Annotated in this window: 16 protein-coding genes; 9 read left to right on the top strand and 7 right to left on the bottom strand. The window is 67.5% G+C overall.

What is annotated here, in order from left to right; all coding sequences use genetic code 11:
• Positions 1-14: 14 nt before the first annotated feature.
• The 4 genes from BJ970_RS24905 to narI are packed head-to-tail and all read left to right on the top strand — an operon-like array spanning position 15 to position 6692.
• Positions 15-3674, top strand: a complete 3660-nt coding sequence (locus tag BJ970_RS24905) for a nitrate reductase subunit alpha (protein WP_184728437.1) — start codon at positions 15-17, stop codon at positions 3672-3674.
• Positions 3674-5341, top strand: a complete 1668-nt coding sequence (narH, locus tag BJ970_RS24900; protein ID WP_184728436.1) for a nitrate reductase subunit beta — start codon at positions 3674-3676, stop codon at positions 5339-5341. The genes BJ970_RS24905 and narH overlap by 1 nt, the downstream gene beginning before the upstream one ends.
• A complete protein-coding gene (gene narJ, locus BJ970_RS24895; protein WP_221467306.1) occupies positions 5338-5973 on the top strand; it encodes a nitrate reductase molybdenum cofactor assembly chaperone in 636 nt (211 codons plus the stop codon). Before narH ends, narJ begins: the two co-directional genes overlap by 4 nt.
• Positions 5970-6692: a respiratory nitrate reductase subunit gamma gene (gene narI, locus BJ970_RS24890; protein WP_184728435.1), complete on the top strand. Its 723-nt coding sequence runs from the start codon at positions 5970-5972 to the stop codon at positions 6690-6692. Before narJ ends, narI begins: the two co-directional genes overlap by 4 nt.
• A 248-nt stretch (positions 6693-6940) precedes the next feature.
• Here the strand turns inward: narI and BJ970_RS24885 are convergent, their stop codons facing one another.
• The gene (locus BJ970_RS24885; protein ID WP_312864397.1) at positions 6941-7606 is read right to left on the bottom strand and encodes a hypothetical protein; all 666 of its coding nucleotides are present in this window, start codon (positions 7604-7606) and stop codon (positions 6941-6943) included.
• 927 nt (positions 7607-8533) lie between these two features.
• Between BJ970_RS24885 and BJ970_RS24875 the strand changes: the two genes are divergently transcribed.
• The 3 genes from BJ970_RS24875 to BJ970_RS24865 all read left to right on the top strand — a co-directional run bounded on the left by BJ970_RS24875 (position 8534) and on the right by BJ970_RS24865 (position 10653).
• Positions 8534-9346, top strand: coding sequence for a sigma 54 modulation/S30EA ribosomal C-terminal domain-containing protein (locus tag BJ970_RS24875; protein WP_312864395.1), 813 nt, complete (start codon positions 8534-8536; stop codon positions 9344-9346).
• Between the two features lie 87 nt (positions 9347-9433).
• Positions 9434-10330 carry a universal stress protein gene (locus tag BJ970_RS24870; protein ID WP_184728433.1) on the top strand — a complete coding sequence of 299 codons (897 nt, stop codon included), beginning with the start codon at positions 9434-9436 and terminating at the stop codon, positions 10328-10330.
• 134 nt (positions 10331-10464) lie between these two features.
• Complete coding sequence (locus tag BJ970_RS24865; RefSeq protein WP_184728432.1) at positions 10465-10653, top strand: ubiquitin-like protein Pup; 189 nt, start codon at positions 10465-10467, stop codon at positions 10651-10653.
• Between the two features lie 154 nt (positions 10654-10807).
• Here the strand turns inward: BJ970_RS24865 and BJ970_RS24860 are convergent, their stop codons facing one another.
• The 3 genes from BJ970_RS24860 to fbp all read right to left on the bottom strand — a co-directional run bounded on the left by BJ970_RS24860 (position 10808) and on the right by fbp (position 12809).
• Complete coding sequence (locus tag BJ970_RS24860; RefSeq protein ID WP_184728431.1) at positions 10808-11077, bottom strand: DUF1876 domain-containing protein; 270 nt, start codon at positions 11075-11077, stop codon at positions 10808-10810.
• Between the two features lie 14 nt (positions 11078-11091).
• Positions 11092-11358 carry a DUF3040 domain-containing protein gene (locus BJ970_RS24855; RefSeq protein WP_184728430.1) on the bottom strand — a complete coding sequence of 89 codons (267 nt, stop codon included), beginning with the start codon at positions 11356-11358 and terminating at the stop codon, positions 11092-11094.
• 332 nt (positions 11359-11690) lie between these two features.
• Positions 11691-12809, bottom strand: a complete 1119-nt coding sequence (fbp, locus tag BJ970_RS24850; RefSeq protein WP_184728429.1) for a fructose-1,6-bisphosphate aldolase/phosphatase — start codon at positions 12807-12809, stop codon at positions 11691-11693.
• 161 nt (positions 12810-12970) lie between these two features.
• On the opposite strand from fbp, the gene BJ970_RS24845 reads away from it, so the two are divergent.
• On the top strand, positions 12971-13792 hold the full coding sequence (locus tag BJ970_RS24845; protein ID WP_184728428.1) for a universal stress protein: 822 nt from the start codon (positions 12971-12973) through the stop codon (positions 13790-13792).
• A gap of 10 nt (positions 13793-13802) precedes the next feature.
• Positions 13803-14636 (top strand): universal stress protein, encoded by an 834-nt coding sequence (locus BJ970_RS24840; RefSeq protein ID WP_184729342.1) that lies wholly within the window; start codon positions 13803-13805, stop codon positions 14634-14636.
• A 34-nt stretch (positions 14637-14670) separates the two neighbouring features.
• Here the strand turns inward: BJ970_RS24840 and BJ970_RS24835 are convergent, their stop codons facing one another.
• The 3 genes from BJ970_RS24835 to BJ970_RS24825 form a co-directional block, all read right to left on the bottom strand.
• Positions 14671-15558, bottom strand: a complete 888-nt coding sequence (locus tag BJ970_RS24835; protein WP_184728427.1) for a universal stress protein — start codon at positions 15556-15558, stop codon at positions 14671-14673.
• A gap of 78 nt (positions 15559-15636) precedes the next feature.
• Positions 15637-16143, bottom strand: a complete 507-nt coding sequence (locus BJ970_RS24830; RefSeq protein WP_184728426.1) for a universal stress protein — start codon at positions 16141-16143, stop codon at positions 15637-15639.
• 30 nt (positions 16144-16173) lie between these two features.
• On the bottom strand, positions 16174-16782 hold the full coding sequence (locus BJ970_RS24825) for an Rv1733c family protein (RefSeq protein WP_184728425.1): 609 nt from the start codon (positions 16780-16782) through the stop codon (positions 16174-16176).

The following is a 16782-nucleotide window of genomic DNA, read 5'->3' as shown; positions in this document are numbered from 1 at the left end:
GAGGGGAGGTCGGGGTGGACCAGCGTCCTGCGGGTCTCGACGGGCCGGTGTCGGACCTGCTCCTACGCACCCGCAGGCTCCTGCGGCCGGGCAAGGTGTCCGATGATCTGCGCACGATCACCTATCAGGGCGGGCGTGCGGGGGATGTCTTCTACCGGGACCGGTGGAGCCACGACAAGGTGGTGCGCTCCACCCATGGGGTGAACTGCACCGGCTCGTGTTCGTGGAAGGTTTACGTCAAGGACGGGATCATCACTTGGGAGGCGCAGGAGACCGATTACCCGTCGGTCGGACCGGACTCACCGGAATACGAGCCGCGAGGCTGTCCGCGTGGTGCGGCGTTTTCCTGGTACACGTACTCGCCGACCCGGCTGCGCTACCCGTACGTGCGCGGCGTGCTGCTCGAGATGTACCGCAAGGCGAAAGCCTCTACCGGTGATCCGGTGGAGGCATGGCGGTCGATCGTCGATGATCCAGCAGCTCGCCGCCGCTATCAGCGGGCGCGTGGCAAGGGCGGGTTGGTGCGCGCCGGCTGGGATGAGGCTGCCGAACTCATCGCCGCGGCCCACGTGCACACGATCCGGCGGCATGGACCGGACCGGATCGCCGGGTTCTCCCCGATCCCGGCGATGTCGATGGTCTCGCACGCCGCCGGAGCACGGTTCATCTCGCTGATCGGCGGAACCATGCTGTCGTTCTACGACTGGTACGCCGACCTTCCGGTGGCTTCCCCGCAGGTGTTCGGCGACCAGACCGATGTGCCGGAGTCCGCGGACTGGTGGAACACCTCGTACTTGGTGATGTGGGGGTCCAACGTCCCCGTTACTCGTACGCCGGACGCGCATTTCATGACCGAGGCCCGTTACCGGGGGCAGAAGGTCGTCGTGGTGTCCCCGGACTACGCCGACAGCACCAAGTTCGCCGACACCTGGATCGCCCCGCACCCCGGAACCGATGGGGCACTGGCGATGGCCATGGGACACGTGATCCTCACCGAGTTCTTCGTGCGGCGGCCCACTCCCCGATTCCTGGATTACTGCCGCCGCTACACCGATCTTCCGTTTCTGGTGACACTGCGCGACACCGGGGACGGCTTTGCCGCGGACAAGTTCCTCACCGCCGCCGATCTCGATCCTGCTCCGGGCGATCCGGAGAAGTTCAAGACCGTTGTGATCGAAGAGGCCACAGGCCGCCCGCATGTGCCGGGTGGCAGTCTCGGTTTCCGGTTCGGTGCCGACAATGCCGGGAAATGGAATCTCGACCTCGGCGGAGTCACACCCCGGTTGAGCCTGCTGGAACACCCCGGCACCGAACCAGTGGAGGTACTGCTCGCCCGTTTCGACGACGGCAGCCACACGATGCGGCGCGGCGTACCTGCGCTCCGGGTCGGAGGGCAGCTGGTCACGACGGTGTTCGATCTCGTTCTCGCCCACTACGGCGTCGCCCGGGACAGGCTGCCCGGCCGGTGGCCCACCGGCTTCGGCGACCCGGAACCGCACACTCCGTCCTGGCAGGAAGAAATCACCGGCGTGCCCGCTGCCACGGCCGTCCGCGTGGCCCGCGAATTCGCCGCCAACGCGGAGGAATCGGGCGGGCGATCGATGATCCTCATGGGAGCGGGCACCAATCACTGGTTCCACTCCGACACCATCTACCGCGCGTTCCTGGCGCTAGTGACCCTGACCGGCTGCCAGGGAGTCAACGGCGGTGGCTGGGCCCACTACGTCGGCCAGGAGAAGTGCCGCCCGGTCACCGGCTGGGCAACCCTGGCAGGGGGCACGGACTGGTCCCGGCCGCCACGGCAGATGATCGGCACCGCCTACTGGTACCTGGCCACCGATCAGTGGCGCTACGACGCCCTGGGCGCCGACGAACTGATGCACCCGCTGGGGCCGGGCACGTTGCACGGCATGTCGATGGCCGACTGCCTCGCGAAGTCCGCCCGGCTGGGCTGGATGCCCTCCTATCCCACGTTCAACCGCAACCCCCTCGACCTCGCCGCCGAAGCACGGGCCGCCGGAGACGATCCCGCGCAGTACGTGACCGAGCAGCTGCGATCAGGGCGGCTGCGTTTCGCCTGCACGGACCCGGATGCCCCGGAGAACTGGCCGCGCGTGCTCACGGTGTGGCGGGCGAACCTGCTGGGGTCGTCGGCGAAAGGCAACGAGTATTTCCTCAAGCACCTCCTCGGAACCGACTCCGCCGTGCGTGCCGGGGAGGTCCCGCCCGAACTTCGTCCCCGGGACGTCACGTGGCGCCCGCAGGCGCCCGAGGGCAAGCTCGATCTGCTGGTGTCGCTGGATTTCCGGATGACCAGTACCGGATTGTTCAGCGATGTACTGCTGCCGGCGGCGACCTGGTACGAAAAGCACGACCTGTCTTCGACGGACATGCATCCGTTCGTGCACGCCTTCACTCCGGCGATCGCACCCCCGTGGCAAACCCGCAGCGACTTCGACACCTTCCACACCCTGGCCCGCACGTTCTCCGCACTGGCCGGAAAACACCTGGGCACGCGTGAAGATCTCGTCGCCGCACCGCTACTGCACGACACCCCGGACGAAATGGCCACCCCGGGCGGGGTGGTGCGGGACTGGGCCCACGGCGAGGTATCTCCGGAGCCCGGCGTCACCATGCCGAAACTGATCGTCGTCGAACGCGACTACGGTGCTGTAGCGGAGAAAATGGCCGCGCTGGGACCCCTGGTGGACACACTCGGAGTCACCACCAAAGGCTGGACCGTTGTGCCGGACAAGGAAGTCGACTACCTGCGCGGGATCAACGGCGAGGTTCGGGACGGTGTCGCGGCGGGCCGTCCCTCGCTGGCCCGGGATGTGGATGCCTGCGAAGCGATCCTCGCGCTGTCGGGCACCACGAACGGGCGGATCTCGGCCGCCGGATTCCGGGAACTGGAGAAGCGCACCGGCACGCAGCTGGCCGACCTCGCCGCCGGTCACGAGGGCACTCGCATCACGTTCGCCGACACCCAGGCCCGGCCGGTTCCCGTGCTCACCTCACCGGAGTGGAGCGGCAGCGAGCACGGCGGGCGCCGCTACACCGCGTTCGTGCTCAACACCGAGCGGCTCAAGCCCTGGCACACCCTCACCGGCCGGCAGCACTTCTACCTCGACCACGACTGGATGCACGAACTCGGCGAGACACTGCCCGTGTACCGGCCGCCGCTGGACCTCCAGCGGATATTCGGAGACGAGACCACAGGGGTGACCGTCCGCTACCTCACACCGCACTCGAAGTGGTCGATCCACTCCGAGTACCAGGACAACCTGCTCCTGCTGTCGCTGTCCCGAGGCGGCCCGGACCTGTGGATGAGCCCGGCCGACGCGAAACGTATCGAGGCACGCGACAACGAATGGGTCGAGGCGGTCAACCGCAACGGTGTCGTCGTCGCCCGCGCCTGCATCTCCCACCGCATCCCCGCGGGAACCGTCTACATGTACCACGCGAAGGACCGCGTGATCGACGTGCCCAGATCCGAGATCTCCGGGCTGCGCGGCGGAATTCACAACGCGCTCACCCGGCTGCTGATCAAGCCCACCCACCTCATCGGTGGCTATGCGCAACTGTCGTTCGCCTTCAACTACCTGGGTCCCACCGGCAACCAGCGGGACGAGATCACCGTGATCCGCCGCCGCAGCCAGGAGGTCGAGTACTGATGCGCGTCATGGCGCAGCTGGCGATGGTGATGAACCTGGACAAGTGCATCGGTCGCCACACCTGCTCGGTCACCTGCAAACAAACCTGGACCAACCGGCCCGGTGTCGAATACGTGTGGTTCAACAACGTCGAGACCCGCCCCGGCCAGGGCTATCCCCGCACCTACGAAGACCAGGACGCCTGGCGCGGCGGGTGGCGGCTCAACCGGCGAGGGCGGCTGACGCTGCGCGGCGGCGGACGGTTCAAGCGGCTGCTGTCGTTGTTCGCCAACCCCAAGATGCCGTCGATTCAGCACTACTACGAGCCGTGGACCTACGACTACGACCACCTGATCTCCGCGCCTGCGAGCGACCACACCCCGGTCGCCCGGCCCCGGTCGCTGATCTCCGGCGAGCCGATGAAGATCTCGTGGAGCGCCAACTGGGACGACAGCCTGGCCGGCGGCCCCGAGCTCATCCCCGAGGACCCGGTACTCAAGAAGGTCTCCGAGGAGGTCAGGCTCTCCTTCGAGCAAACGTTCATGTTCTATCTGCCGCGGATCTGCGAGCACTGCCTCAATCCGTCCTGTGTGGCCAGTTGCCCGTCCGGGGCGCTGTACAAACGCACCGAAGACGGCATCGTGCTGGTCGACCAGGATCGCTGCCGAGGCTGGCGGATGTGCGTCACCGGCTGCCCGTACAAGAAGGTCTACTTCAACCACCGCACCGGAAAAGCCGAGAAGTGCACCCTGTGCTACCCGCGGATGGAGGTCGGCCAGCCCACGGTGTGCTCGGAAACCTGCGTCGGACGGCTGCGCTACCTCGGCGTCGTCCTCTACGACGCCGACCGCGTCCTCGCCGCCGCCTCCGTGCCCGACGAGCACGATCTCTACCCAGCCCAACTCGACGTCCTGCTCGATCCCCACGACCCGGACGTGATCGCCGGGGCGCGACGGGCCGGGATCCCGGAGGACTGGATTGAGGCGGCACAACACTCCCCGATCCACGCCCTGGTCAAGGAATACCGGATAGCGCTGCCATTGCACCCGGAATTCCGCACATTGCCGATGGTCTGGTATGTACCGCCACTGTCGCCCGTGGTCGACACCCTCGCCGGCACCGGTCATGACGGCGAAGACATAGGCAATCTCTTCGGCGCCATCGACAGCCTGCGCATCCCCGTCGAGTACCTGGCCGAACTGTTCACCGCCGGGGACACCGAACCCGTCACCGCGGCGCTGCGCAAGCTCGGTGCGATGCGCTCCTACATGCGCGACCTCAACCTGGGCCGACCAGCCGATCCATCGATTCCCCAAGCCGTGGGCATGGACGCCGAGGCGATGGAGCGGATGTACCGGCTGCTGGCGCTGGCCAAGTACGAGGAGCGCTACGTCATTCCCCACGCGCACACCGAAATGACCGAGCAACTCGACGAACTCGCCTGCTCCCTGGACTACGAAGGCGGCCCCGGCATGTACGAATCCGGGCCGCTCGGCGAAGCCTCCGGCAGCCCCGTCCCAGCGTCGGTGGAAACCTTCCACGCCCTTCAACACCGCCAGAGCTCCGGCTACTTCACCGGACCCGACGGCACCCCGCGCGTCAACCTTCTCAACTGGGACGGCCGCGGCACACCGCCGGGTCTGTTCCCGGAAAACCACCGGGACCATCCGGAGGAAGGATCACCGTGACCCAGCGCTTCGACCTCAACCGTGCGATGACCCATCGCATCGCAGCATTCCTGCTGTCCTATCCGGACACGGAACTGTCCGCCATGCTGCCCACTCTGCGCACCGCGGCGGTCTGCCTCACCGCCCCGACCGGGACACCGCTGGTGGAGCTGATCGACGACCTCCGGCAAACACCACTGCTGGCCGCGCAGCAGCACTACGTCGACACCTTCGACATGCGGCGCCGCTGCAGCCTCTACCTGACCTACTGGACCACCGGCGACACCCGCAACCGCGGCCAGGCGATTCTGGAGGTCAAGCGCCTCTACCGCGAGGCCGGCGTGATACCCGCAGAGGAGGAGCTCCCCGATCACCTGACCGTGGTGCTGGAATTCGCCGGCACCACGAACCAGACCGTGGGAACCGCGCTGCTGCTCCAACACCACGCCGGCCTGACCCTGCTCACCAGCGCGCTACGCGAACAGGGCTCGCGCTACGTCCTCGCGCTGGACGCGGTGCTGGCAACCCTGCCCGAACCCACCGAGACCACCCTGCGAGCCGCAGCCCAGATCGCAACCACCGGCCCACCACACGAAACCGTCGGCATCACGCCCTACCGAGCTGGGGCCGATCAGACCGGAGGACGCCGATGACACCGTGGGACCTCCTGCTGTGGGTCGTAGCGCCGTACGTGACGATCGCCATCCTGATCCTCGGAACCATCTGGCGCTACCGCTACGACAAGTTCGGCTGGACCACCCGCTCCTCACAGCTCTACGAAAGCCGGCTGCTGCGCATCGGCAGCCCGATGTTCCACTACGGACTTCTGGTCGTCATCGTCGGCCATGTCATCGGACTGATCATCCCTGAGTCCTGGACCGCGGCCATCGGCGTCAACGAAACCCTCTACCACGTGCTCGCCGTCGGACTCGGCGCCATCGCAGGGGTCGCCACCCTACTCGGCGTGGCACTGCTGATCTATCGTCGCCGCACCACCGGACCGGTGTTCTCCGCGACCACCGTCAACGACAAAGCCATGTACCTGGTCCTCGTCGGCGCAATCGTGCTCGGACTCCTCACCACACTGCTGGCAGGCGCCATCGGCGATGGCTACAACTACCGCGCCACCGTCTCACCCTGGTTCCGGAGCATCTTCATCCTGCAACCCCGCGGCGAACTCATGGCGCAAGCACCACTGCCCTTCCAACTCCACACACTGATCGGAATGCTGCTGTTCGCGATCTTCCCCTTCACCCGGCTCGTCCACGCCTTCACCGCCCCCATCGGCTACCTGTTCCGCCCCTACATCGTCTACCGCAGCCGCTCCAGCACCCACCCACGCCAGCAATACCCCAGCCGCCCCACACGCTGAAGGCACCGCACGACTACGGGTCTCACTGCTCCGGACGAGACTGGCCCCGAGGATGCGCACCACCACATCCGGTCGCGCTTTGGCCCGGGCCGTAGGCGGCGCGCGCTTTGCAAACATGAGATTTCGTGTTACAGCGAGGACACCAGACATCAGCTGTGCGCAACCTGGGACTGGGTAGCGAACGGCGCCTCTCTGTGTCAAACAGCGACTCGCCCTATATCCGAAAGATCATTAAGACAAGCCACCGCTTACCGTGGTGTCTCGGCCCCGTGTGGAGTCTCCTGCATCTGGATGAACTGACCGTGCCAGGTGTGGTACCAGACGTCGCCCGTCGCAGCGTTCACCGACAGCATCCCGACGATCTTGTCGTCGCGTAGGGAGTGCAGCGTGTAGTAGCCGGGGAAGGCGGTCGGCTCAGCGGCATGCAACCCGGTGCCGCTCTGCTGCAGCCATTGGTCGGCGATCCGAGTGGCCTCCGCGGGCCCGACGAGTGTGGCACCGGTTTGCGGGCGGGACGGCATCATTCCGTAGGTGGTGTTCCACATCATCGCCGGGCCCCACTCCAGCTGCACGCTGCCGCTGCCGGGGTCTATGAGGACTTCGGTGGCACCGTTACCACCTGGATCAAGCACTTCGGCGTAGTAGCCGTTGCTGAAGCGCATAACCTCGCCCGTGTGCAGCCCGCGCTCGTCCGCGAATCGTTGGGCGGCACGGCCCGCCTCGGTGAGATCGCCCACCGGTCCCGTGCCGGGTGTGCCGGGCATCATCCCGCCCTGCCCAGGCATCATCGGCATCCCATACGGCCCCGGTGTCGTCGGAGCAGGGCCGCCCATCCAGGACGACACCCCGCCCACCATCACCATGATCGAAGCGATCAGGGCCACGACCGCCACGATCAGGACGGTCCACGGCACCCATCGGCTCCGCGCCGCGGTCATCGCGACCCCCGACGCTGTTCGGCCAAGGTTGCCCGTGCTTTCTGATAGTCGTCCGCGTCGAGCTCACCGCTAGCGAAGCGCCGATCGAGAATCTCTTCAGGAGTCTCACCGCGACCCTGATCGTGATACCGACGGGAACCTCCCCGGGTAAGCGTGACGGCAGCCCAGACAATGAGTCCGATCAGCACAATCCACACCAACGGCATCAGCGTCATCCAGAACATTCCACCGTCCCACCCGTACATCATCGCGAACACCCACCTCGGATCAACGTTTCCGCCACCGAGATTCCGAGGCAGCATGCCGCGGTGCTAGGGCCGTTGGCCCTCCACCTGCCGTACACCCCGCGGGTCGGCCGATGAGGCTGTCCGGGCACCTGGTCGGTTAAGGTCACGTAGTCGCTCATGATTCGGGTCAGTGGACGTTCCCTGCAGAGCGGCCAACATCCAAATGAGGGTCCGTAACGGGAGCGGCGCTGCGTAGCGACGCACCCAGAACTCTCAGACGGCTGCGGAAAGCGGGCTTGCGCCGGCTGGTCATGTTCACCGGCGACCGCGCCGAACCCGCCCGTGAGTCGCCACCGTGTTGGGGCTGGACTGGGTGCATGCTGAGCAGACACCGGCAGGAAAGGTGGCCTGCGTCCGAGTTGAGAGCGAAACAGCGACCACCATCATGGTCGGCGACGGGGTCAACGACGCCCCTGCCTTGGTAGCCGCCACAGTCGGGATCGCCGCGGTGACTGCCGCGCAGCGCGCAGTGCGTTGCCGCGCTGCGCCAGACACAGGAATTCCTGGATCAACAGCCGTCCAACGCCCCGATACCGATTCCTGATCAGCTACGGCTGCACGGCGCGCACTGTTGCGCTGCCGAGGTCCATGGGTACTCGAGGAACAACTGCGCTTGGTGTCGGAGGTCGCCATGCCCTGGTCCGCAGCACGAGAGCACGTTCAGATCGACACCCAGATCACCGCGATTCCCACCCCAGGTGTCGCCAAGTACGTCGAGAAGCGGATCCGATCGGTTCTCCGCTTCGCCCACGAACCCGTGCTCCACGCTCGGGTCCGCGTGCTCCGGCACGGAGACCCGGCCGTCGCCCACCCCGTCACCGCCCAGGCCAACCTCGACCTCAACGGACGGCTCGTCCGCGCCCAGGTCTCCGCATCGACGGTAGAAGAAGCAGTCGACCTCCTGCACGATCGACTGCAACAGCGCCTCGAACGGCTCGCCCGGTACTCGGAGACCGGACGTGGACGGCGAGTTTCCGGGCTCCCTCACGAGTGGCGCCACGGCGACGTGCCCACGCACCGCCCGCCCTATTTCCCCCGCCCCGCCGGAGAACGGAAGATCATCCGGCACAAGTCCTTCGAGCTCGGGGACTGCGACCTCGACGAAGCCGCGTTCGACATGGCGTGCCTGGACTTCGACTTCCACCTGTTCACCGAACGCGGCACCGGTCAGGACAGCGTCCTGTACCGGGCCGGGCCGACCGGTTACCGCCTCGCCCAGCTCGAACCGCACCCTGACGACCTGGCACCGCACACCCTCACGGTCACCGTCAGCGACCAACCTGCACCGGTGCTGACCACGACTGAAGCCGTCGACCGGATGGCTGCGGTGAACTTGCCCTTCCTGTTCTACCTCGACGGGGAGCGCGGACGGGCTGCCGTGTTGTACCGACGTTACGACGGCCATTACGGCCTGATCACGCCGTCTTGAGGCGGATTCCCGTGTTGATCTGATGGGCCAGCATGCCCGGCGCGACGCGGGCATCCTGGCTGCAACGCGGGTTGTGGGGTGGAGGACATGCGTACGTTCCCGACCGAAGCCGTCGTTGCCGGATTCGATGGGTCCACCGAATCGCGGCGGGCGGTGTGGTGGGCGGCGCTCGAGGCCACGACACGCAGCCAGCCCCTGCTGGTGGTGCATGCCTTCGCCGTCCCGTTGGAAGAACTGACCCGGATCCACCTGCCCAGCGAGGCGGTCGCGCTCGAACCAATGCGCAACGCCGCGGAACGCACGGTGGACGGCATGGCCGCCGAGTGCCGTCGGCAACTGCCCGGCTTGGACGTGCGGACCACCGTGCGGTTGGGGCATCCGGCCACGGTGCTGACCGACGCTGCCGCCCACGCCAGTGTCCTGGTGCTGGGCCCACCGACGCTCAGCCGCACCCGACGGGTGCTGCTGGGCTCGACCGCGGCCGAGGTAGTGCGCACGGCGCACGTTCCCGTCGTCGTGGTGCGCGGCGAGCGTGAGCACGTGCAGGCGCTGACACCGGCGTTCGAGCGGATCGTCGTGGGGGTGGACGGCTCCGAGTGCAGCGTGCGGGCCGTCGGGTTCGCCTACGACTTCGCCGCCCGGCACGACTCCGAACTGACCGCAGTCCTCGCCTACACCGAGCAGCCACCGGACGCCCTGCCGCCGAACCGGGGGTGGCGGTTCGACTCCGACATGGTCGAGGCCGGCCGTCGTGAGCTGTCCGAAGCCCTGGCGGGCTGGGGTGAACACTACCCGGATGTCGCGGTGCACCAGAACGTCACGGCGGTCGAACACCCCGCCGAAGCGCTGCTCACGGCCGCCGTCGACGCCGATCTGCTCGTCGTCGGGACCCACGGCCGCGGTGTCGTCCGCACCGCGCTGCTCGGCTCGGTCAGCCACGCGGTGGTGCATTACGCAGCGTGTCCCGTCGCCGTCGTCCGCTGATGAATGGGGCCGAGAGTCCCTAGCGTCCGGCAACTGCGCCTCGTGACCCTTGCCTGAAGCGAGCGCGACTCGCGACCGCTTGACGCCAGCAGTGACCAGGCGTTGGGGCGCGCATCGACCGCAGGAGGTGCGGAATGCGTCAGGAGAAGAATCGCCGACACACCCGTTCCGAAGAAGAGCCGCCTGAACCGACGCGCCTCGGTGCGGATCGGCGTGACAAGCTCGACGATGCCGCCGAAGCCCTCCTGGACGAGATCGACGACGTCCTCGAAGAGAACGCCGCGGAGTTCGTGCGCTCCTACATCCAAAAGGGCGGTGAATGAGCCCTGACAGCCCATTTGGGGCGGCTGTGTTGCCACGGCGACCACCAACGGTTGCCTCCTACGGGCTCCAAGACGGGCTGGTAACTCGGGCAGTCCACAATGCCCTCTTCGTAACCGACGCGATTCAGCCGAAAGTCTCGCGGCAGTCATAGTCCTAGCTGTGCAGGTGCGCGGGTTCGCCGGTCAGCTGCTCAACATCGACGGTAGCGGCTCTGAGCAGGTGGTGGGCGAGTTCGAACAATGCTCGGGCTGCGGCGAGTTCGGCACCGATCTCGGGAACGTTGATGTCTTCGGGGTTCCGCTTGGCCAGTCCGTTGCCGCGCAGGTCGGTGGCATCCCGGGTGTGCAGTTGTGCTTGGGCGTGAGTGCGGTCTTCTTCCTCGGTGAGGTAGATGTCGACCGACCAGTGTTCTGTCGTAGGCATCACGAACCTCCTTGTTATTCGGTCTGAATCTTCCAGGCGGCGGACGCGAACAGTGCTCCGGCGAGCGTTGCGGCGGCGAGGAATCCCGCGCTCTCGTTAAAGGTCAGACACAGCAGGGCAAGGAAAGCCGTCACGACACCGAGAGCTCTGCGGAAGGTCAACCACGCCACGATCCGCGTGAACGGGTGTACCCGGGTCATCCTGCGTGCGAACTCCGGGTCTTCGGAGCGCAGTTGCCGCTCGATCTCCTCTAGCAGGCGCCGTTCGTAGCGTCGAAGCATGGGAACCTCCCGAGGACGATCGGGCGACGAGCCAAACCCGCTGGGGAAAGGGTTACGAGTCCGAGGTCGGACAAATAGAGCCCATCGGCCTCCAGTTCCGACCGGTCCGCGACTCAACTTCGAATGCCGAGAGACCGAGAGACCGGTGTTGGAGCCGAGTGACGCCAGCCCGTGAGGAGGCGTAGGGTGCAGATCGAGCCCCGGAGCGATGCTATTGGCGCAGGCGGAGGTACCAGCACTTGGTCGCCGTCCTCGACCATGACGATGTCGACTGTGCACCACTCCCTTGGCCAGGATTGTCCACTTTCGACCTCGGCAGCGCAGGTCGCGGTTCAGCGCGGTGCGGGCACCGCTGCTTCGGGCATCGCCTGCCACCGTTCGGCCAGGCGTTTTTCCAACTCCGCCATGGTGGTGTACTCCAGGTCCTCCAACGGCAGCCGGTGGGGCTCGAATGGTCCGTGGCGGCGCAGGTAGTCCATCACTTCGTTGGTCTGCGCCCGCACGCGGTCGAAGGACGGGTCGTCGAAGAGGTCCCGAGGCCCGATCAGCTTGCCCTCGTGGATCTGGAATCCCAGGGCCACGACCCGCGGTGGCCCGTCGAACCGGGCGGGGTGGGCGTCTGCGACGCTGACCGGCATCATCGGCGCGTGGTGCGAGCCGCGCATGCATCCACCGGCGGTGTAGGCGAAGGCGAACGGCTCCAGCACCTCGCCCAGCGCGGGCAGCCCGGACTGGCAGCGCACGATCATCACCGGGTCATCCTTGCCGACGTACTTCCCGGCGATCAACGACAGCCGCTGTGTGGAGGTCGCCACCGCCTGCTCGTGCAGGGTCTTGGACTCCACCGAGTGGATCACGTAGCGGGCCGGGGCGCCGATGAACATCAGCATCTCGTAGAGCTCGCGCGGGCAGTCGAACCAGATCCGCTTCTCCTCGTACAGGTCGTAGACCTCGAACTGGAACCCGGCGTGCATCTTCGCGTCGATCACCAGACCGGCGGTGTTGAACGGGTCGGCGAACATCTTGTACAGTGGCAGGTTCCACGCGCCGGGCTCGGTCTTGTCGGCCAGGAAGCACACCACCGGTTCGCTCGGGCGTTCGGTGAACTCCAGCTCCGCATACCCCGGCCCCATACCGCGCAGGTTCCCGCTGAAGGCATCGGAAAGCAGGTCCTGGCCAGCGCCGTAGAGACCGAGCCGTTTGGCGATCTCCGTGGTCTGGAGGAACACGTCCCAGGCGAAGGAGTGCACCTCCTCGGCGTCGGCACCGTGCTCATGGGTCATGATCAGGGAGAGATCGTCGCCGCAGCTGGCGGCTTTCCCGTCCAGCAGCAGCCGATCGCCCACCGCAGTGCTCAGCGCGTCCTGCGCCGCGCTCATCATGTCCGGGTGCACCGCCGAATGGCCGACGAAACCGCCGGTGTCGGCTTTGATGATGCTCAGCGTAACCATCCCGACCTCCAGTCCGAGAATCCGTGGCCACCCTCCGCCGCGCCGACCAGCGCTGGCTAGGGCCGACCGGCCTTTTGCCGTCGCCCTCATCCGGGGTACCCAGGACGCGACAGCCATGCCTGAGCGGCCGGGGCCCCGGGCTCGTATTTGGGGGATTGATCATGACGGCGGACAGGCCCGTAGTCGCCGGGGTGGACGGATCCGTGCACTCCATCGACGCGGCGATGTGGGCCGCCGGTGAGGTCAGGTCCCGGCGTGCGCAGCGGTTGCGCCTCGTGATGGCCACCAGTGATCCGCTGCGCGACGACGAAGCGTGGGACATCGCCGAAGCTGTGGTAGGCCAGCTGAAGGCCCGTCACCCCTGTTTGGAGATCTCGCCGGAGGTCGTGCCTGGGCACCCGGCCGAGGTGTTGGTTCGCCAGTCCGATGACGCGCAGCTGGTCGTGGTCGGCTCTCGGGGGCAAAGCGCGCTGAGCGCGACCTTGATCGGCTCGGTCAGCACCAAGGTCGCCATGCACGCGCGCTGCCCGATCGTCATCGTCCGGGACCACCGCAACACCGGCCCAGTCGTGGTCGGGCTGGACAACTCCCCCTTCAGCCACGCTGCCCTGCAATTCGCGTTCGACGCCGCGGCCCGTTACGAGGCCGAGCTCGTGGCGATGCGGGTGTGGCGGGACGTCGGGTACGCCCCGAGCGTGCCCACGCTCAGCGAGGAGACGACCGAGCTGCGGGAGCAAGCGCAGCGCGGTCTCGCTCAACAGCTCTCCGGCTGGGCGGAGCGGTACCCCGATGTGTCGGTCCACAAGGTCGTGCAACGTGGGCATCCGGTGGCCGAGCTCGCCGCCGCGTCCGCTGCGGCACGGCTGCTGGTCGTCGGGCACCGCGGTCGGGGTGAGTTCACCGGGTTGCTGGGGTCGGTGGCTGCTGGGGTGATCCGCCACGCGTCGTGCCCGGTGGCTGTCGTCCGCGGCGAGAGGAGATGAGGTGACCGAGATGGCGACACCGGACCAACCTGTCGTGGTGGGCGTGGACGGGTCGGAGAGCTCCGGCAAGGCGGCGTTCTGGGCGGCTGCGGAGGCAAGTCGCCGCAACGCCGCGCTGCAGCTCGTGATCGTCAACGACGACCCCGCCCGAGTGGACTACGCGGAGCAAGCCGTACACAAGATCGCCGCAAAATGCCGGGTGCAGACGCCAGAGGTCGAGCTGACAGCCGAAGTCGCCCCCGGGCACCCCGTCGAGGAGTTGTTGCGTCGCAGCGCGACAGCGCAGTTGGTGGTCCTCGGCGCGCGCGGGCACGGCGGTTTCACGGACGCCTTGTTGGGTGGGGTGAGCACTGGTGTGGCCACCCACGCGTCCTGCCCGGTGGTCATCGTGCGCAAGGACATTCCGACCACGGTGGGCCCGGTGGTCGTGGGTGTGGATGATTCCCCGTGCAGCCAGGAGGCGCTGCGGTTCGCATTCGCCGCCGCAGCCCGGCTGGGCACGGATCTGGTCGTGATGCAGGCGTGGCACGAGGAGGGGCTGCTCGCGGTGCCCCTGACGCCGCCTGATCGTGAGCGGGTGCAGCGGGACATCGAACATTCACTCGCCAAGCAGACCGCGTCACTGCGAGAGCAGAATCCGAAGGTCAGGACCCGCGAGGTGGCGCAACGGGGTCACCCGGTTGCGGCACTCACCGATGCCGCCCGCGATGCGCGGCTGCTCGTCGTGGGACACCGCGGCGGCGGTGGGTTCGACGGGCTGTTCCTGGGCTCGGTAGCAGCCGGCGTGCTGCACCACGCCCCGTGCCCTGTGGCCGTGGTCCGCGCCGCAGCAGGAGCGTCGTGAGCCGCCGATAGCGGACAAATCATCGGCTCAAGCTTCACCCGGCGCGCAGGACCGCGACTGGGCAAGGTGCACGGTTAACGACGGCGTGACTGACCGAGCCGAGCAGGGTTCGGCGGATGCGGCCCCGGCCGTGACTGCCCACCACCAGCAAGCTCGCGTCCTGCGCTTCCCGGAACAGGGCCTCGACGGGCTTTTCCGGTGTGACCGCACGCCGAACGCTGACGTCGGGATACCGTTCGCCCCACCCAGCCAGGGATTCGGCGAGTACTTCCTCGGCGTCGTTGCGGACCTCGTGCCAGGGCAGCTCCCATTGCTGTACTCGGGCGAAGGGGTCCAGCGGCAGGTCGCTCCAGGCATGCACGGCGACCAGTTCGCTGCCGTGGCGGGCGGCGAAGTCGTAGGCGAAGCCGATGGCGAGTTTGCTGGCCGGTGATCCGTCGACGCCGACCACGACCGGCGCCGTGTCCGGATGCTCGCGGTCGCCGCGGACCACGACGACCGGGGCTCCGGCGCGTCGCGTCAGCAGTTCCGCCGAGCTCGAGCCCAGGACGCCGAGTTCCACTTCGATGCGCGGCCCGCCGAGCACCAGCAGCTCGGCGTCGGCGGCCAGCTCGCCGAGTACTTCGGCCGGGTCCCCGAATGGCATGTCGTTGCGCACCTCGAGCTCCGCGTCGATCTCCCGGCACTCGTCCCGGAGTTCCGCGAGTTCCTGACGCAGGATCTTCTGGAGCGGTTCCAGCACATCGCCTTCGCCCGGCACCTTGATCGGGGTGTGTTCCTCGAACGGCCAGGTGAGGACGTGGACGAGCAGCAGTGGCCGGCGTCGGCTGGACGCCTCGCGCGCTGCCCACCGGACTGCCCGGCGGGAGGGCTCGGTCAGATCGAACCCCACTACGACCGCCTTGCGGATTGCCTCTGCCATCCGAATCGCCTCCCTGCCGCGCGCTGCGCCTTCATGATGGGCCGCCCGTCGTCGCACGGCATTAGATCCGAGCGCGTCCTAGCCCAGCACGGGGTCGATGTCGGCCACGCCGTCCTGCTTGTTCCACTCGACCCGTTCCGGCATTCCCTTGGGGACGACCACCACCGGGCATCGTGCCTTGTGGATGCACCGCAGTGCCGTGCTACCCAGGACCGCGTCGGCGACCCGGCCGCGCCCGCGATCGCCCAGGACGAGCATGGCGGCGTGCGCCGACCGTTCGGTCAGCACCTCGGCGGCGTTGCCTTCGACGAGCTCGGTGTGGACTTCCGGCGTCGTGGACTCGCCCAGGCTGGCGCGCACGACACGGTTCAGGTCCTGCCAGTGCTGTTCCCGGGCGTGGTGCGGCGCCAGGTCGGGGTACATCAGCAGAGGGCCCGGACCGGAGAGGACTGCGTGCGATTCCCACACCATGATCGCGTGCACCGGGATGCAGCGGCGTTGTCCTTCGTCCAGGGCCCAGCGCAGCGCTCGCGCGCTGGCGTCCGATCCGTCCACGCCCACCACAAGAACCTCATGATGTCTCATGAGTCCCACCCCATACTCCTGCCACAGCCCTCACCGCCGGAAGTGAGTCCACTTCGGTTCGACGATCTCCCACTCCCGGTGCCAGGCCCGCTCCGCGAGCGCGTCGGTGGCCACCCGGGTGACGAAAATCAGTGCGGCGCACAGGGCCTGCCAGGCGACCAGGGCGAACACCGCGGACGTGACGGCACCGGCCATCACCTTTGCATTGCTGTCCGGGGGCTGCGTGACGTGCTCGGCAGAGTCCACCCACACCGGCACCGTGCTGCCCACCTCGGTGCTCGGCTGCACGCGAACGGTGTCCGTGTGCGGGAGGCCGTACAGCCCGCGCCACTGAACGTCCGACCACCAGGTGAGGGTCTGGATCTCCCGGTTTTCGCCGGAATACCGCGCCTCCGGCGGTTTCATGACGACGGCCGCCACCGAGCGAGTGCTGGCAGCCGCAGTCGCTGCCTCGGCCGTTTCCCGCGCGTGAACGCCGATCCCGAACCACACGGCGACCGGCACCCCGAGCAGCGCGGCAGCCAGCAGCACGACCATGATCGTGGCCGCGGCGCGATCGGTCCAGCGGCGCAACGGGTTCGGCGTCGGTCGCAGTGCGTTGACCAGCCACCGCAGGTTATCTCGCGGCGAACCATCCAT

The sequence above is a fragment of the Saccharopolyspora phatthalungensis genome (genome assembly GCF_014203395.1).
In the GTDB taxonomy this organism is placed as follows: Bacteria; Actinomycetota; Actinomycetes; order Mycobacteriales; family Pseudonocardiaceae; genus Saccharopolyspora; species Saccharopolyspora phatthalungensis.
Note: the sequence above shows the minus strand (reverse complement) of the source record. Positions and strands in the feature narration are given on the sequence as shown.